Source organism: Burkholderia sp. 8Y (assembly GCF_902506145.1).
GTDB lineage: Bacteria > Pseudomonadota > Gammaproteobacteria > Burkholderiales > Burkholderiaceae > Caballeronia.
In genome coordinates, this window is record NZ_LR733520.1 from 1,389,468 (window position 1) to 1,405,385 (window position 15,918).

General features: G+C 67.0%; 14 protein-coding genes. 11 read left to right on the plus strand and 3 right to left on the minus strand.

What is annotated here, in order from left to right:
• The first annotated feature begins 344 nt into the window (after positions 1–344).
• The 9 genes from GV035_RS17005 to GV035_RS17040 all read left to right on the plus strand — a co-directional run bounded on the left by GV035_RS17005 (position 345) and on the right by GV035_RS17040 (position 10,402).
• Positions 345–1,049: a 2Fe-2S iron-sulfur cluster-binding protein gene (locus tag GV035_RS17005; RefSeq protein ID WP_159836185.1), complete on the plus strand. Its 705-nt coding sequence runs from the start codon at positions 345–347 to the stop codon at positions 1,047–1,049.
• Positions 1,050–1,059: 10 nt separating this feature from the next.
• Entirely contained in the window at positions 1,060–2,061 is a 1,002-nt protein-coding gene (locus GV035_RS17010; RefSeq protein ID WP_159836186.1) for an FAD binding domain-containing protein, read from the plus strand.
• A complete protein-coding gene (locus tag GV035_RS17015) occupies positions 2,058–4,277 on the plus strand; it encodes a xanthine dehydrogenase family protein molybdopterin-binding subunit (protein WP_159836187.1) in 2,220 nt (739 codons plus the stop codon). The genes GV035_RS17010 and GV035_RS17015 overlap by 4 nt, the downstream gene beginning before the upstream one ends.
• Positions 4,278–4,374: 97 nt before the next feature.
• Positions 4,375–4,962, plus strand: a complete 588-nt coding sequence (locus GV035_RS17020; protein WP_159836188.1) for a nucleotidyltransferase family protein — start codon at positions 4,375–4,377, stop codon at positions 4,960–4,962.
• Between the two features lie 127 nt (positions 4,963–5,089).
• Positions 5,090–6,598 (plus strand): UdgX family uracil-DNA binding protein, encoded by a 1,509-nt coding sequence (locus GV035_RS17025; RefSeq protein ID WP_159836189.1) that lies wholly within the window; start codon positions 5,090–5,092, stop codon positions 6,596–6,598.
• A 132-nt stretch (positions 6,599–6,730) separates the two neighbouring features.
• Entirely contained in the window at positions 6,731–7,225 is a 495-nt protein-coding gene (locus GV035_RS17030; protein ID WP_159836190.1) for a hypothetical protein, read from the plus strand.
• A 707-nt stretch (positions 7,226–7,932) separates the two neighbouring features.
• On the plus strand, positions 7,933–8,532 hold the full coding sequence (locus GV035_RS17035; protein WP_159836191.1) for a glycosyltransferase family 9 protein: 600 nt from the start codon (positions 7,933–7,935) through the stop codon (positions 8,530–8,532).
• Between the two features lie 19 nt (positions 8,533–8,551).
• Complete coding sequence (locus GV035_RS29125; protein ID WP_174258043.1) at positions 8,552–8,713, plus strand: hypothetical protein; 162 nt, start codon at positions 8,552–8,554, stop codon at positions 8,711–8,713.
• 147 nt (positions 8,714–8,860) lie between these two features.
• Positions 8,861–10,402, plus strand: coding sequence for a methyl-accepting chemotaxis protein (locus GV035_RS17040; RefSeq protein ID WP_159837994.1), 1,542 nt, complete (start codon positions 8,861–8,863; stop codon positions 10,400–10,402).
• On the opposite strand, the gene GV035_RS17045 is transcribed toward GV035_RS17040, so the two are convergent.
• Positions 10,386–10,589, minus strand: coding sequence for a hypothetical protein (locus tag GV035_RS17045; protein WP_159836192.1), 204 nt, complete (start codon positions 10,587–10,589; stop codon positions 10,386–10,388). The genes GV035_RS17040 and GV035_RS17045 overlap by 17 nt on opposite strands.
• Positions 10,590–10,825: 236 nt before the next feature.
• Positions 10,826–12,025: a M20 aminoacylase family protein gene (locus tag GV035_RS17050; protein WP_159836193.1), complete on the minus strand. Its 1,200-nt coding sequence runs from the start codon at positions 12,023–12,025 to the stop codon at positions 10,826–10,828.
• A 299-nt stretch (positions 12,026–12,324) separates the two neighbouring features.
• Here GV035_RS17050 and gabT point away from each other — a divergent pair, with 299 nt between their 5' ends.
• Together gabT and GV035_RS17060 are read left to right on the plus strand one after the other, a co-directional pair.
• Positions 12,325–13,620, plus strand: a complete 1,296-nt coding sequence (gabT, locus tag GV035_RS17055; RefSeq protein WP_159836194.1) for a 4-aminobutyrate--2-oxoglutarate transaminase — start codon at positions 12,325–12,327, stop codon at positions 13,618–13,620.
• Between the two features lie 9 nt (positions 13,621–13,629).
• The gene (locus GV035_RS17060; RefSeq protein ID WP_159836195.1) at positions 13,630–15,090 is read left to right on the plus strand and encodes an NAD-dependent succinate-semialdehyde dehydrogenase; all 1,461 of its coding nucleotides are present in this window, start codon (positions 13,630–13,632) and stop codon (positions 15,088–15,090) included.
• A gap of 12 nt (positions 15,091–15,102) precedes the next feature.
• Here the strand turns inward: GV035_RS17060 and GV035_RS17065 are convergent, their stop codons facing one another.
• Positions 15,103–15,738, minus strand: coding sequence for a hypothetical protein (locus GV035_RS17065; protein WP_159836196.1), 636 nt, complete (start codon positions 15,736–15,738; stop codon positions 15,103–15,105).
• Positions 15,739–15,918: the final 180 nt, after the last annotated feature.

Genomic DNA, 15,918 nt, shown 5'->3' on the forward strand with positions numbered 1-15,918 from the left:
ACAAAGTGCGGCTTCGTCCCTGACAAATAGCGAAACGATCGCACGCCGGAGAGAACGCGGAATTACCCGCCTATGCAGTATTTACGTGCAACGTTCGGCACGCCCGTGGCCGGACGCCCGCGCCGCGCACCGTGGCACCCGACTTGCTTAGACAGACCGTCGCGAGTTGCCGAACGTTCGGTCGCCTTACAGTTGGCGCTGTTCCGCCTCGCAGACACCTTGCGCCGCGTGGACCCGGACATTGGCGCTCATCGACCGAAAGTCGCGTCGGTCGCGAGCGATAAGCCCACGAAGACCCGAGCCGGACGGCGCCCTTCCGAACGAGCGAGGAGCTTGCTTTCGCCATGTCCCCAGTCAATAAACCGTCATCTCACGTCGACGACGCGGCGCAAAAGCCGTCGCGCAGGCGCTTTCTTCAATCGGCCGCGGCGGCGGCGGCCGTGACCGCGACGCCGCTCGCGCACGCGCAGCAAGCCGGCCCGCAACAAGCGGACGCGCAGGCTTCCACGCCGATGCCGCCCTCCGCCGCGCCGGTCATGCCAGTGAGGCTCACCATCAACGGCCATCCGTACGAATTGCAGGTCGAAGCGCGCACCACGCTCCTCGATGCCTTGCGCGAATACGCCGGTCTCACCGGCACGAAGAAAGGCTGCGACCGCGGCCAGTGCGGCGCGTGCACGGTCATCGTCGCGGGCAGGCGCATCAATTCGTGTCTGACGCTCGCCGTCATGCACGAGGGCGAAAGCGTGACGACCGTCGAGGGCCTCGCGCCCGCCGCCAATGCGCTCAGCCCGCTGCAACAGGCGTTCATCGAGAAGGACGCGTTTCAGTGCGGCTACTGCACGCCGGGCCAGTTGTGCTCGGCGACGGCGCTCATCGACGAATACCGCAATGGCGACGCGAGCGCCGCGACCGCCGACGTCCGCTTTCGCCCGCCGCAGCTTTCCGACGACGAAATCCGCGAGCGCATGAGCGGCAACATCTGCCGCTGCGGCGCGTATCCGAATATCGTCGCGGCGGTGAAAACCGTCGCTTCGACGCGCGGCTGAGGGAGACGACATGGACGCGATCTCCTATCAGCGCGCCGCCGACATCGGCTCGGCGGTGCAGGCGGGCGGGCAGCCGGGCACGGTGTTCATCGGCGGCGGCACCAACCTGCTCGATCTGATGAAAAACGGCGTGGCGCGCCCGGCGCGGCTCGTCGACATCACGCATATCGACGGTCTCAACGGCGTCACGCCGTTGGCCGATGGCGGCTTGCGCATCGGCGCGCTCGTGCGTAACAGCGACGCCGCCAATCACACCTGGGTCCGCGAGCGTTATCCGCTGCTGTCGCAGGCGCTGCTGGCGGGCGCATCGGCGCAACTGCGCAACATGGCGACCGTCGGCGGCAATCTGATGCAGCGCACGCGCTGCTACTACTTCTACGACACCGGCTTTCCCCAGTGCAACAAGCGCGCGCCCGGCAGCGGGTGCGCGGCGCTCGACGGCAACACGCGCATCCACGCGATTCTCGGCGCGAGCAGCCAGTGCATCGCGACGAATCCGTCGGACATGAGCGTGGCGCTCGCCGCGCTCGATGCCGTCGTGCGCGTGACCGGTCCGAACGGCGAGCGGGCGATTCCGTTCGCGGAGTTTCATCGGCTGCCGGGCGACCGGCCCGATCTCGATACGACGCTGAAACCGGGCGAACTGATCACCGCCGTCGATCTGCCGCCGCCGCTTTTCGCCGAGCATTCGAAGTATCTGAAAATCCGCGACCGGGCGAGCTACGCGTTCGCGCTCGTCTCCGTCGCAGCGGCGTTGCAGATGGACGGCAACACGGTCAGAACCGCGCGCATCGCGCTTGGCGGCGTCGCGCATAAGCCGTGGCGCGCGAGTGCGACGGAAGCGGCGCTCGTCGGCAAGACGCTCGATCGGGCCACGCTGCAAAGCGCCGCCGCGCTCGCGGTGCAGGGCGCCGCGCCGCGCCGCGACAACGCGTTCAAGGTGATGCTCGCAGAGCGGGCGATCGTACGGGCCGTTCAACAAGCCGGAACCGTGTCAGGAGGTGTCGCATGAGTGTCATCGGTCAACCGATGGATCGCACCGACGGCGTGCTGAAGGTCACGGGCCAGGCGCGTTATAGCGGCGACAACAGCGACGCCAAGCTCGCGCACGCGGTGCTCATCACGAGCACGGTCGCGAAAGGCCGCATCGCGTCGATCGACGCCAGCCGCGCGCAGTCGATGCCCGGCGTGCTTTTCGTGATGACGCACCGGAACGCGATGCGCCTGCCGCGCAGCGGCGTTCCCGACACCGAACCGCCTGCGGTGCGCGGCCTCTCGCTCTTGCAAACCAACGAGGTGCGCTATAGCAACGAGCCGGTGGCGGTCGTCGTCGCGGACACGCTCGAACATGCACAGGGCGCGGCGCGCTTCGTCGATATCCGCTACGACGCCGCGACGCCGAACGCGGATTTCGAGCGCGCGCGGCACACGGCGTATCAGCCGGAGAAGATGATGGGCCGCGCGATCACGACCCGGCGCGGCGACGTCGACGCCGGCCTGCGCCAAGGCCCGACGCGCCTGAACGCGGTCTATACGACGCCCAACGAGCATCACAATCCGATGGAGCCGCACGCGACGCTCGCGCGCTGGGACGGCCCGAAGCTCACGCTCTACGACACGACGCAAGGCGTTTCCGGCGCGCGCAGTTCAGTGGCGAAGTTCTTCGGCATTCCGGAAGACGATGTGCGCGTGATCTGCCCGTTCGTCGGCGGCGGCTTCGGCTGCAAGGGCTCGGTGTGGTCGCATGTCGTGCTCGCGGCGATGGCGTCGAAGCAGACCGGCCGGCCCGTCAAGCTCGTGCTGGACCGGACGCAGATGTTCGGCATGGTCGGCAATCGGCCGTTCACCGAGCAGCGCATCGCGGTCAGCGCGCGCGAGGACGGCACGCTGACCGGCATGCGGCACGATGTCGTGTCGACCACGTCGACGTTCGAGGACTGGAGCGAAAGCGCCGCGATCGTCACGCGCATGGCGTACGCGGTGCCGAATCTGTCGACGTCGCACAAGCTCGTGAAGCTGGATGTCGGCACGCCGACCTTCATGCGCGCGCCCGGCGAAATGAGCGGCTCGTTCGCGCTCGAAACGGCGATGGACGAAATGGCGTATCAACTCGCCATGGACCCGCTCGCGTTCCGCATCAAGAATTACGCGAACATGGAGCCGCAGGAAAAGAAGCCGTGGTCGAGCAAGGCGCTGATGGACTGCTACCAGGAAGGCGCGCGCACATTCGGCTGGTCGAGGCGCAGCGCCGCGCCGCGCTCGATGCGTGACGGCAATACGCTCGTCGGCTGGGGCGTGGCGACCGCGACGTATCCCGCCAATCGCAGCGAGTCGTCCGCGATCGCGCGCATTCTCCCCGACGGCACCGCGATGGTCGCTGCCGGCACGCAAGATCTCGGCACGGGCACGTACACGGTCATGACGCAGGTCGCGGCGGACGCGCTCGGCTTTCCGCCCGGCTACGTCAATTTCGCGCTCGGCGATTCGTCGCTGCCGAAGGCGCCCGGCTCGGGCGGCTCGCGATCGGTCGCGAGCGTGTCCCCGGCGGTGCAGGCGGCGTCGAGACAGGCGCGCGATCAGCTCATCGCGATGGCGATCGCCGATCGCGGCTCGCCCGTCGCGGGATTGCCGCGCGACGACGTGACCGTCGCGAACGGCTGGGTCGTGAGCCGCTCGAACCCGGACAAGCGCGATCCGGCGGCGGCCGTCATCGCGCGCAACGGCGGCAAGCCGATCGAAGCGGCCGCGACGACCAAACCCGGCGACGAGAAGAAGGAATACGCGTTCCATTCGTTCGGCGCGGTATTCGCGGAAGTGCATGTCGATGCGGACCTCGGCACGATCCGCGTGCCGCGCATCGTCGGCGTGTACGACGTCGGCAACCTGCTCAACGAAAAGACCGCGCATAGCCAGTTGATGGGCGGAATCGTGTGGGGCGTCGGCTCCGCGCTCATGGAAAAGAGCGATCTCGACCCGCGCTACGGCCGCTACACGAACGCCAATCTGGCGGAGTATCACGTGCCGGTGAACGCGGACATCGGGCAGCTCGACATCGCGTTCGTCGGCAGGCCGGATCCGTTCATCAATCCGCTGGGCGTGCGGGGAATCGGCGAGATCGGCAACACGGGCGTGGCCGGGGCGCTCGGCAATGCGGTGTATCACGCGACGGGCGTGCGCGTGCGGGATTTGCCGATCACGCTCGACAAGGTGATGCCGCGCACCGTCTAAAGCTGCGATGCAAGGGGCCAAGCGCGGCATTCTTCGCGCTTGCCCCGCTTCTCGACGCACTGCACAATCGATGTCTCTTTCTCCCACGAGCCGCGCGATGACCTATTCGTCCACTGCGACCGGCATCCTGCTGGCGGCGGGCCTCGGCACCCGCTTCGATCCTTCCGGCCTGCACAACAAGCTGCTCGCGACGCTGCCGGGCGGCACGCCGGTCGTGTTCCAGTCCGCGCGGCGGCTGCTTTCGGTCGTATCCGACGTGATCGCGGTCGTGCGGCCGGGCGCGGACAAGCTCGCGGACGTGCTCAACGAAGCCGGCTGCGACGTGATTTTCAGCGCGGACGCCGCGCGCGGCATGGGCGCGACGCTCGCCGCGGCCGTGCGCGCGACTGCCGAGGCGGATGGATGGATCGTCGCGCTCGGCGACATGCCGTGGATCGAGCCGGCGACCATCGAAGCCGTCGCGCGGCCGCTGGATGCCGGCGCGGCGCTCGTCGCGCCGTCGTATCGCGGACAGCGCGGGCATCCGGTGGGATTCGGCATGGCGCATCGGGCGACGCTCGCCGCGCTCGACGGCGACGCCGGGGCGCGCGCCATTTTCGCGACAGCCGCGCCGCTCCTCATCGAAGTCGATGACCCGAACGTGCTGCGCGACGTCGATCAGCCGGGCGATTTGCAGCAAGGCTGATTGCACGCGGGCCGCAGCGTCAAAAGGGCGCGATCATCTTAAAAAGATTGCCTAGAAGCCGGAGCCATCGCTAGAATCACTGTATGGATATACAGTACTTTTCGGCATTTTCTGGTTCCGGTTTCCGATGAAAAGCGTCACTCTTGATCCGTCGTTCGCTGCATGGCGCACCGTCGCGCGCTCGCTCGTCATGGAGGGCGTGCCGCCGGAAGACGTGCTGTGGCGGGAGTCGAGCGCATCGGCCACCGTGTTCGGCACGGTTGGTTCGCCGTGCGGCCCGGCGAACCCGAATGCGCCCAAGCCCGTGAAAATCGCCCGCGAATTTCTCGCCATGCTGGGAACGGCGGCGTGTTACCGCGCGCCGGACCGCTGGCCGTTTCTCTACAAGGTGCTGTGGCGCTGGACGCAGGGGGACCGCGCAGTGGCCTCGCCGGAAGACGAAGACGGGCAGCGCCTGTGTCGAATGATCGAAATCGTGGAGGCCGAGGAAACCCGAATGCGCAAGACGTTGCGCTTCAGGCATCGGGATTCGTCGCTCGGGCCGCCGGAGTTCATCAGTTGGTGCGAGCCGGTGCACGACCTGCTGGAGCACGCCGCCATGTATTTCGCCACGCGCATGGGCAGCGCCACGTGGATGATCGCCACGCCGCACGGCGCGGCTTTCTGGGACGGCGCGCTGTTGCGCGTGGACCGCACGAGCGAGCCGGAGGAAAAGCCGATGGACTTCGGCGTGGGTCCGGACGCCATGAGCGGCGAGGCCGTGAGCGGCGACGCCATCGAGGCGTTGTGGCTCGCGTATTACGAGAGCACGTTCACGCCGGCGCAGGAAAATGCCGCCGAAATGGCGTCGCACATGCCGGTGCGCTACTGGAAAAGCCCGGAAAACGAGCGCGCCGATCCCGCGCTGATCGCCCGCGCCGATCCCTACACGCGGCGCGACCGCCATCCGCGCAACGTGCCGGCGGACATGGAAGTCGCGCTCAATACGGACCTGGAGCCGCTCAACGGCACGTCGCTGAAGGAGCCGCCTTCGCTCGACGCGTGCAAACGCTGCTCGCTCTGGCGCAACGCGACGCAGGCCGTGCCGGGCGCGGGCCCGGCGGGCGCGCGCGTGATGCTGGTCGGCGAGCAGCCGGGCGATCACGAAGACCGCGAGGGCAAGCCGTTCGTCGGTCCGGCGGGGAAACTGCTCGACGACGCCATCCGCGAGGCGCAGCTCGAACGCGAGTCGCTGTATCTGACCAACGCGGTGAAGCATTTCAAGTGGGACGCGCACGGACAGGACAGCGAGCGGCTGCACGTCACGCCGTCGCAGCGCGAGCGCGAAGCTTGCCGCCACTGGCTCGAAGAAGAACTGACGCGCATCGGGCCGAAAGTGGTCGTCGCGCTCGGGGCCACGGCGCTGAAGGCGCTCACCGGGCATCGCACGGCGCTTTCCGAGTATCTCGGCAAGACGATCGAGCACAAGGGGCGCATCGTCGTGCCGACCTATCATCCGTCGTATCTGCTGCGCCTGACGGACGACAAAATCCGCGAGGAAGTGTTCGGAACGATCGTCGAGGCGCTCGTGTTCGCGCAGCAGATCGCCGACGGCACCGCCACGGTACGCACGCCGGTAAAGGATCCGACGCGCTGAACGCGGCCGTTTCGCCGGCGAAAATGCAACAACAGGAAACAGAGCGCAACAAGACGAAAGCATCGTCAACGGTCTTGTAAGCAGGGCGTTATACCGGTGTCGCGCCGCTTTGGCGCTTTTCCAGACACGTTCATGGCCGCTCTCCCGCTCGACGCTCTTCAGCAGCAACTCTCCGTGACCGCGCTCGTGCCGAAGTCGGCGCGCCAGTTGCGGACCGAACGCGAGCGCATCGTCGCCCGCGCCGGCTGGCTGCTGCATGCGACCATCGCGCTGGCGCTCGTCGGCGCGGCCCTCGTCGCGTGGCTGCCGTTTTCGCCGCTGCCGCGCGAAATCCGCTTCGGCGCGCAGGAAGTGCTGGCTGTCGCGGCGTTCGCGTCGTGCCTGTTCCTGCTGCACGAGCGCGCCGAACTCATGCTCGGTCTCTACGACTACGAACCGGTCGAGCAGACGACGCAGGGCGAATTGCGGGCGCTGCTGCATCGCGTGCCGGAAGGCGCGTCGTATCAGCAGGCGCTCGCCGCCGACAACCGCACTTTCGTGACCGGCGAAATCGACGGCATCCGGCGGCGCGCCGACGCCTTCACGCCGCAGACTTTGCCCGCCGAGGACGGCCATACCGAAACCTGAGCGGCTTTCTGCATCGGGCGCGCATCGAAAACCGCCGCTCTCGCTCCCGCGAGGCGGCGGTTTTGCTTTGGCGCCTCGTTGCACGACGAAAGCATCGAGAACCGCACTTTCGTGACCGGCGAAATCGATGGCATCCGGCGCCGCGCCGACGCCTTCACGCCGCAGACTTTGCCCGCCGACGACGGCAACACCGAGACCTGAGCGGCTTTCGGCATCGGGCGCGCATCACGAAACCGCCGCTATCGCTCGCGCCCCCGCGAGGCGGCGGTTTTGCTTTCGCGCCTCGTCGCACGACGAACGCATCGAAAGCCGCCGCTCTCGCTTCCTGCTAGGCGGCCGCTTCGTTCTTTTTCGCTTTCGCGCCTAGTTGAACGACGAAAGCATCATGAAACCGTCGCTCTCCCTTCACGCAGGGCGGCGGTTTTGCTTTGCTCTCGCGCCTCGTCGCACGACGAAAGCATCGAGGACCGCCGCCTTCGCTTCCCGCAAAGCGGCGGTTTTGCTTTGCTCTCGCACCTCGTCGCACGACGAAAGCATCGAGAACCGCCGCTCCCGCTTCCCGCAAAGCGGCGGTTTCATTTCGCTTTCGCGCCTCCTCGCACGACAAACTGGGCATGGGACATGCTGCATCCACTCCCGTCACTCGCCGCCGTCCGCGTCCATCGCGGCAATCCGCTCACGCGGCCACGCCATTTGCAGGAGCCAGAATGCGAGCCCATCCCTTTTCACAGCTGACTGACGTGCTCTCCCCGGATCTCGCGCTCGTCCCCGATGCGCCGACCGCCGCGCCCCGGAGCTCGTCCGGCGACATGTCGGACGCGCAATACGACGAACTCGTCGCGTTTCATGGCATCGAGCGCGAGCGGCTCGTGCTGATTCATCCGGGCAGCCACAAGTCCACGCCCGCGTGGGGCGCCGAGCAATACGCCGATGTCGCCGACCAGCTCGCCGCCGATGGCTGGCAGATCGCGATCGTCGGCGACGCGCCCGACCCCGAGCGCACCGCCGGCGTGCTCGGCGCGATGCAGACGGCGGCGCTCTTTCTGGCCGGCGCGGTCGGGCCGCGCACGCTGCCGCGCCTCATCGCCGATGCGCAGCTTCTCGTTTCCGACGACGCCGCCGCGCCCTCGCCCGTCGCCGTCGCCCGCGCGCTCGGCACGCCGCATATCGTGCTGGCAGAGCAGCCGCGCGGCGTCGGCAGCGACGCGATCACGCGCCGCGCCCGCGCCGAGTTGTCCCATGTCGAAGACGCGCATCCGGGCCGTCCGTTCACGCTGCATATGCCGGCCGTGCACGACGCCCTGTGACTTTCCTTCGGAGACCGCGATGAAATTCGACATGCAGACCAGTCCCGTTCCGGACCCGATCGCGGACCCGAACCGCGATCCGGAAGCCGACCCGCTCACGCCGCCGTCGCCCGGACATCGTCCGGACGAGCCGCAGCATCCGGACGCGCCGCCCGACAAGGACCCGATCCGGCGCCTCTGAGCCGCCGCGCGGACCTCGCTTTACGGGTATCCCCGCCCTACAACCGCCGCAGCGCCTGCCGTAAAGCAGGCAAGCGGCGGCGCGCGCCGTCGCTTCGTGGAGACACGTGAATCCAACGAAGACATTGCGGGCGCACCTATGAACAGAATGACATTGAACAAGAAGCTCGGCTCGCTGATCGCCGTGCTGTGGATCGGGCTGATCGCCATCGGCGTGATCGGCGCGTGGCAAAACCGCGCGTCGATGGTCGACGACCGCAAGGAGCAGCTGAAGTCGCTCGTCGGCGAAGCGCATGCGCTGGTTTCGCACTACGCCGCGCTCGCCGCCAACAAGACGCTGACGGACGAAGAAGCGAAAAAACAGGCGCTCGACGCCGTCGGCGCGATCCGCTACGGCACGGACGGTTATCTGTCGATCAACGATTCGCACCCGACCATGGTCATGCACCCGATCAAGCCAGCGATGGTCGGCAAAGACCTGTCGACCTATGCCGATCCGGCGGGCACGCGGCTTTTCGTCGATATCGTCAAGGCGGGCGACCAGCCGGGCGGCGGTTTCGTCAGCTATCTGTGGTCGAAGCCGGGCAGCGACAAGCCGGTGGCGAAGCTCTCGTATTCGCAACGGTTTGCGCCGTGGGACTGGTACATAGTGACCGGCATGTACATGGACGACGTGCAGAGCGCGTTCTATGCGAGCGCGCTGCGCTGGCTTCTGGTCACGGCGCTTCTGGGCGCGGCGGCGACCGTGGCCATGCTCGTGGTCTTGCGCAGCATCAAGCGCAATCTCGGCGGCGAGCTGGAGTGGGCGGTGGGCGCGGCGCACCGCATCGCGCAGGGCGATCTGACGACCGCCGTGAAAGTGCATCCGGACGACAAGACAAGCCTCCTGCACGCGCTTTCCACGATGCAGCGCGGGCTCGTCGAGACCGTTTCGCGCGTGCGCAACGGCACTGAAAACATCAACGTGGGCGCGTCGGAAATCGCGGCGGGCAACACCGACCTCTCGCAGCGCACCGAGGAACAGGCGGCGGCGCTGGTGCAGACCGCGTCGAGCATGGACGAAATGACCGCCAACGTGAAGAACAACGCGCAAAGCGCCGCGCAGGCCGCGCGGCTCGCGGAACAGGCGGCGGACGTGGCGACGCGCGGCAGCGGCGTGGTGAACGAAGTGATCGACACGATGACGCGCATCACGGCGAGTTCGCAGCAGATCGGCGACATCATCGGCGTGATCGACGGCATCGCGTTCCAGACGAACATTCTCGCCCTGAACGCGGCGGTCGAAGCGGCGCGCGCCGGCGAACAGGGCCGCGGCTTCGCGGTGGTCGCGGCGGAAGTGCGCAGCCTTGCGCAACGTTCGGCGACGGCGGCGAAGGAAATCAAGGCGCTGATCGAGACGTCGACGCAGACGGTGAGCCAAGGCGCGTCGCTGGTGTCGAACGCGGGCGCGACGATGGGCGAGATCGTGCAGTCGGTGCGGCGCGTGAACGAGATTCTCGACGAAATCAGCGATGCCTCACGCGAGCAGAGCGCGGGCATCGAGCAGGTGAATCGCGCGGTCGTCGAGATGGATCAGGTGACGCAGCAGAACGCGGCGCTCGTCGAGCAGGCCGCCGCCGCCGCGCATTCGCTGAAGGATCAGGTCGACGTGCTGCGCGAGGCGATCGGCAGTTTCAAGCTGCCGGCGTAGCTCTTTTCAACCAGCCGGGCGGCGAGCGCCGCGCGGTGACGGCGCCAGCTACCGCTTTGCGAGGCGCCGCGCCGACCGGCAGGTTCTTGCCGTTGAAGTCGTAAGCAGCGATCGTCGAGCAAGCCGCCGCCGCGCATTCGCTGATGGATAAGGTGGACGTGCTGCGCGAGGCGATCGGCAGTTTCAAGTTGCCGGCGTAGCTTTTTTCGAGCAGCCTGGCGGCGAGCGCCGCGCGCTGACTGCGCCAGCTACCGCTTTGCGAGGCGCGGCGCCGACCAGCAGGTTCTTGTCGTCGGAGTCGTAATGCGGCATTGGTCGAGCAAGCCGCCGTCGCGCATTCGCTGAAACATCAGGTGGACGTGCTGTGCGAGGCGATCGACAGAGTTTCAAGCTGCCCGCGCAGCTTTCAACACGCCGGGCTGCTCACGCTTCCAGAAAACGCTCCACGAGGCGCGCCCAGTACGCCGCGCCGACCGGCAGGTTCTTGTCGTTGAAGTCGTAATGCGGGTTGTGGACCATGCAGCCGTCCTCGCCCGCACCGTTGCCGATGCGCAGGAACGTGCCCGGCCGCTCCTGAAGCATGAACGCGAAATCCTCGCTGCCCATCAGCAGATCCGCGTGCGCCACGACGTTCTCCTCGCCGACCAGTTCGCGCGCCACCTGCGTCGCGAACTCGGTCTGAGCGTCCGAATTGACGACGACCGGATAGCCTTCGAGATACTTCACCGTCGCCTTCGCGCCGTAGCTCGCCGCCTGCGATTCCACCAGTTCCTGAATGCGGCGCTTGAGCAGCTCGCGCACTTGCGGGCTGAACGAGCGCACCGACAGTTCGAGCGTCGCGCGGTTCGGAATGACGTTGTTGACCGTTCCCGCGTGCATCGAGCCGACCGTCACGACGGCGGGCTGCGCCGGATCGACGTTGCGCGCGACGATCGTCTGCAGCGCCATCACGATGCTCGCCGCGACGACCACCGGATCGACCGACAGATGCGGCCGCGCCGCGTGACCGCCGACTCCTTCGATGGCGATCGACACCTGATCGCCCGCCGCCATGAACGGCCCCTTGCGGAACAGGAACGTGCCCGGCTGCGCGCCCGGATGGTTGTGCACGCCGAACACCGCGTCGCAATGAAAACGGTCGAAAAGGCCCTCTCCGATCATCTTCTGCGCGCCGCTCGGCACGCCGTGCTCCTCCGCCGGCTGAAAGTACAGATGCACCGTGCCGTTGAAGCGCCGCGTGCGCGCGAGATGGCGGGCCGCGCCGAGCAGCATGGTCGTGTGGCCGTCGTGACCGCACGCGTGCATCTTGCCGGGCGTTTCGCTCGCATAGGGCTTGCCGGACTGCTCGAGGATCGGCAGCGCGTCCATGTCCGCGCGCAGGCCGATGCTCTTCGTTCCGTCGCCTGCCTTCAGCGTGCCGACGACGCCCGTGCCGCCGACACCGCGCGTCACCTGCCAGCCCCACGCTTCCAGCTTCCCGGCGACGAGCGCGGCGGTGCGCGTTTCTTCGTAGGACAGCTCCGGATGACGGTGGATGTCGTGGCGAATCTCGCGCAGCGAGCGCGCGTCGTCGGCGAGATCGGCGATTTCGGTATAGCGGTGGTCGGACGAAACGGTCGTCATGGAAGAAAGCCCTTGCTGAGATGAGTCTGGCCGCGCGCCGGCATGATCGCGCGCTGCAAAGCTGAAAGGCGCACATCTTCCTCCAGTCGCGCGCCGCTTGCCAGTTCCGCGTGACGCGCTGTGCGTTTTTTTCACGGCGGCTCGGCGCGTGCCGCGCGAATGGCTCCTCGGGACTTAATGAAATGGCTCTGAACCGAAGGGCCAAATCTCACTATAGTCGGCTCTGTCCTCGCGGCGCCGCCCGCGACCGACTTCCCGACAGAATCGCCGCGCCGACGCGGACATAAGGAGATCTCGCTGTGAACGCCTCTCTCAACAACGCCGACCTGCAAGCCCGCAAGAATGCCGCGACGCCGCGCGGCGTCGGGGTGATGTGCGATTTCTACGCGGCGCGCGCGAAGAACGCCGAGTTGTGGGACGTGGAAGGCCGGCGCTTCATCGACTTCGCGGCGGGCATCGCGGTGTGCAACACGGGGCATCGGCATCCGAAGATCGTCGCCGCCATTCGCGCGCAGCTCGACTGCTTCACGCACACCGCATATCAGGTCGTGCCGTACGAATCTTATGTGTCGCTCGCCGAGAAGATCAGCGCGCGCGCGCCGGGCCAGCACGCGAAGAAGACCGCGTTTTTCACGACCGGCGCGGAAGCGGTCGAGAACGCCGTGAAGATCGCGCGCGCGGCGACCGGCCGGCCGGGCGTGATCGCGTTCACGGGCGGCTTTCATGGCCGCACGATGATGGGCATGGCGCTGACCGGCAAGGTCGCGCCGTACAAGATCGGCTTCGGGCCGTTTCCGTCGGATGTCTATCACGCGCCGTTTCCGAACCCGCTGCACGGCGTATCGGTCGATGACTCGCTCTCCGCCATCGGGCATCTGTTCAAGGCGGATATCGAAGCGAGCCGCGTCGCGGCCATCATTTTCGAGCCGGTGCAAGGCGAAGGCGGCTTCAATCCCGCGCCAGTGGAATTCGTGCGCGGGCTGCGCGCGATCTGCGACGAGCACGGCGTCCTGCTGATCGCCGACGAAGTGCAGACCGGCTTCGCGCGCACCGGCAAGCTGTTCGCGATGGAACACTACGGCGTCGTGCCGGACCTCATGACCATCGCGAAGTCTCTCGCGGGCGGCATGCCGCTGTCGGGCGTCGTGGGCCGCGCCGACGTGATGGACGCCGCCGCGCCCGGCGGGCTCGGCGGCACGTACGCGGGCAATCCGCTGGCGGTGGCGGCGGCGCACGCGGTGCTCGACGTCATCGACGAGGAGCGGCTCTGCGAGCGCGCCGTCACGCTCGGCGACGCGCTGAAGGCCAAGCTGGATGCGTTGAAGCGCGACGTGCCGCAGATCGCGGACGTGCGCGGTCCCGGCGGCATGGTGGCGGTCGAGTTCTGCAAGCCCGGCACGCGCGAAGCGGACGCCGACTACGCCAAGCGCGTGCAGGCGCGCGCCCTCGAACGCGGCCTGTTGCTGCTCGTGTGCGGCGTGTACGGCAACGTCGTGCGATTCCTCTTTCCGCTCACCATCCAGCAAGACGTTTTCGACGAAGCCCTGAGCATTCTCGAAGACGTGCTCACGGAAACCGTCGTCGCGACCGCCTGAGGACGCACCATGACCCTGCGCGATCAACTGAAAGACCCGACGCTTTTGCGTCACGACGCCTATATCGACGGCGAATGGCAATCTGCCGATGACCGCGCGACGTTCGACGTGCGCGATCCGTCCAATGGCGAGCTTCTCGGGCGCGTCCCGCACATGGGCGCGGGCGAAACGCGCCGCGCAATCGAGGCCGCGAACGCCGCGTGGCCTGCGTGGCGCGCGAAGACCGCGAAGGAACGCGCGGCCATCATGCGGCGCTGGTTCGATCTGATGACGGCCCACGCCGACGACCTCGCGCTCATTCTCACGACCGAGCAAGGCAAGCCGCTCGCCGAAGCGCGCGGCGAGATCGCGTATGCGGCGTCGTTCATCGAATGGTTCGCCGAGGAAGGCAAGCGCGTGGCCGGCGATACGCTCGCCACGCCCGCCGCCGACAAACGCATCGTCGTGACGAAGGAGCCGATCGGCGTGTGCGCCGCCATCACGCCGTGGAATTTTCCGGCCGCGATGATCACGCGCAAAGTCGGACCGGCGCTCGCGGCGGGCTGTCCGATCGTCGTGAAGCCGGCGGAAGCGACGCCCTGCTCGGCGCTCGCGCTCGCGGTGCTGGCCGAGCGCGCGGGCGTGCCGAAGGGCGTGCTGAGCGTCGTCACCGGCGACCCGAAGGCGATCGGCGGCGAAATGACAGGCAATCCGATCGTGCGCAAGCTGTCCTTTACCGGATCGACGGCGGTTGGCCGTCTCTTGATGGCGCAGAGCGCGCCCACCATCAAGAAAGTGACGCTCGAACTGGGCGGCAACGCGCCGTTCATCGTGTTCGACGACGCCGATCTGGACGCAGCCGTAGAAGGCGCGATTGCGTCGAAGTATCGGAATAGCGGCCAGACGTGCGTGTGCACGAACCGCTTCTATGTGCACGAACGCGTCTACGACGCCTTTGCCCGCAAGATGGCCGATGCGGTCGGCGCGCTCAAAGTCGGGCGCGGCACCGAAAACGGCGTGGCGTTGGGGCCGCTCATCAACGAAGCGGCGGTGCGAAAGGTGGAATCGCATATCGACGACGCGCTCGCCAAGGGCGCGAGCGTCGCCACGGGCGGCAAACGCCACGCGCTCGGTCACGGCTTCTTCGAACCGACGGTGCTCACCGGCGTGACGCCGGACATGCGAATCGCGAATGAAGAAACCTTTGGGCCGCTGGCGCCGCTATTCCGCTTTTCGTCCGACGAAGAAGTCATTCGCCTCGCGAACGACACCGAGTTCGGGCTCGCGGCGTATTTCTACAGCCGCGACATTGGCCGCGTGTGGCGCGTGGCGGAGGCGCTGGAATACGGCATGGTCGGCATCAACACCGGACTCATCTCGAACGAAGTCGCGCCCTTCGGCGGCGTCAAGCAGTCGGGGCTCGGCCGCGAAGGGTCGCATTACGGCATTGACGATTACCTCGTCATCAAATATCTGTGCATGGCCGTGTGAGCGCGGTTACGGCTATTGTGTGGCCTTCGCTTCGCTGGCAGGCGTCACCTTGACGGCCGCAGCCGATACGAACACGGCCTGAACCGTATCGCCCTTTTTCAACTTCTGCGCTTCCAGCGCCGGCCCGATGTCCAGCGTCTCGGTGCGCCACGGGCCGCGCAGCGTGATGGTGTGGCGCTTGTTGTCGATCTTTTCGACCGTCGCGAGGATTTCCACCCGGCGCGACGATTCGAATCCACTCGTCCCGCCCGGCCCGGACGCGGGTGTGAGCGACTGCGTATCGATGCGCGTACGCACGCCCTTGCCCTTCCCGTTCACTTTTTCGGCGGTCACGAGCAGCGCATTTTTGTAGAGCACGTCCACCTTGTCGCCGACGTGGAGCTGATCGAAATTCGTCACGTCCTTGCTCACGATCAGCGACGCGTCGCCGCGCGGTCCGTGAACCGTCACCATGCGGCTCGCGGGATCGATGCCGGTGATCGTCGCCTGTATGTGGATCGGCTGCGTCGAGGCAATGACTTCCTGCGCTTGCTTGTTCAACTCGTCGTTCCCTTGCGCCGATACCGCGCCTGGCGTTGCAACGATGATCGCGACCGCGGCTGTCGCCGTCGCCGTGAGAAATGAAATCGCGCGCCGTTTCGATGTCATGTTCGTGGCTCCTTGCCGATGTGTGCAGTGCCTGGCATTCAATATCATGTTGCCACGGCGCTGAAAATCGAATCGCCCTATGCGTTCCCGAGGCTCGAAAGAATCGTCTAATCGACTGTGAAAGATCGTGGATTCTGGCGTCATCTGCGCGGAGGAGCGCCGCTCAAGGCGCGATTTTCG

What these genes read in the sequence shown, in the direction of transcription:
- GV035_RS17005 (WP_159836185.1), top strand. Translation starts at nt 345, where the DNA reads ATGTCCCCAGTCAATAAACCGTCATCTCACGTCGACGACGCGGCGCAA.
- GV035_RS17010 (WP_159836186.1), top strand. Translation starts at nt 1,060, where the DNA reads ATGGACGCGATCTCCTATCAGCGCGCCGCCGACATCGGCTCGGCGGTG.
- GV035_RS17015 (WP_159836187.1), top strand. Translation starts at nt 2,058, where the DNA reads ATGAGTGTCATCGGTCAACCGATGGATCGCACCGACGGCGTGCTGAAG.
- GV035_RS17020 (WP_159836188.1), top strand. Translation starts at nt 4,375, where the DNA reads ATGACCTATTCGTCCACTGCGACCGGCATCCTGCTGGCGGCGGGCCTC.
- GV035_RS17025 (WP_159836189.1), top strand. Translation starts at nt 5,090, where the DNA reads ATGAAAAGCGTCACTCTTGATCCGTCGTTCGCTGCATGGCGCACCGTC.
- GV035_RS17030 (WP_159836190.1), top strand. Translation starts at nt 6,731, where the DNA reads ATGGCCGCTCTCCCGCTCGACGCTCTTCAGCAGCAACTCTCCGTGACC.
- GV035_RS17035 (WP_159836191.1), top strand. Translation starts at nt 7,933, where the DNA reads ATGCGAGCCCATCCCTTTTCACAGCTGACTGACGTGCTCTCCCCGGAT.
- GV035_RS29125 (WP_174258043.1), top strand. Translation starts at nt 8,552, where the DNA reads ATGAAATTCGACATGCAGACCAGTCCCGTTCCGGACCCGATCGCGGAC.
- GV035_RS17040 (WP_159837994.1), top strand. Translation starts at nt 8,861, where the DNA reads ATGACATTGAACAAGAAGCTCGGCTCGCTGATCGCCGTGCTGTGGATC.
- GV035_RS17050 (WP_159836193.1), bottom strand. Translation starts at nt 12,025, where the DNA reads ATGACGACCGTTTCGTCCGACCACCGCTATACCGAAATCGCCGATCTC.
- GV035_RS17060 (WP_159836195.1), top strand. Translation starts at nt 13,630, where the DNA reads ATGACCCTGCGCGATCAACTGAAAGACCCGACGCTTTTGCGTCACGAC.
- GV035_RS17065 (WP_159836196.1), bottom strand. Translation starts at nt 15,738, where the DNA reads ATGACATCGAAACGGCGCGCGATTTCATTTCTCACGGCGACGGCGACA.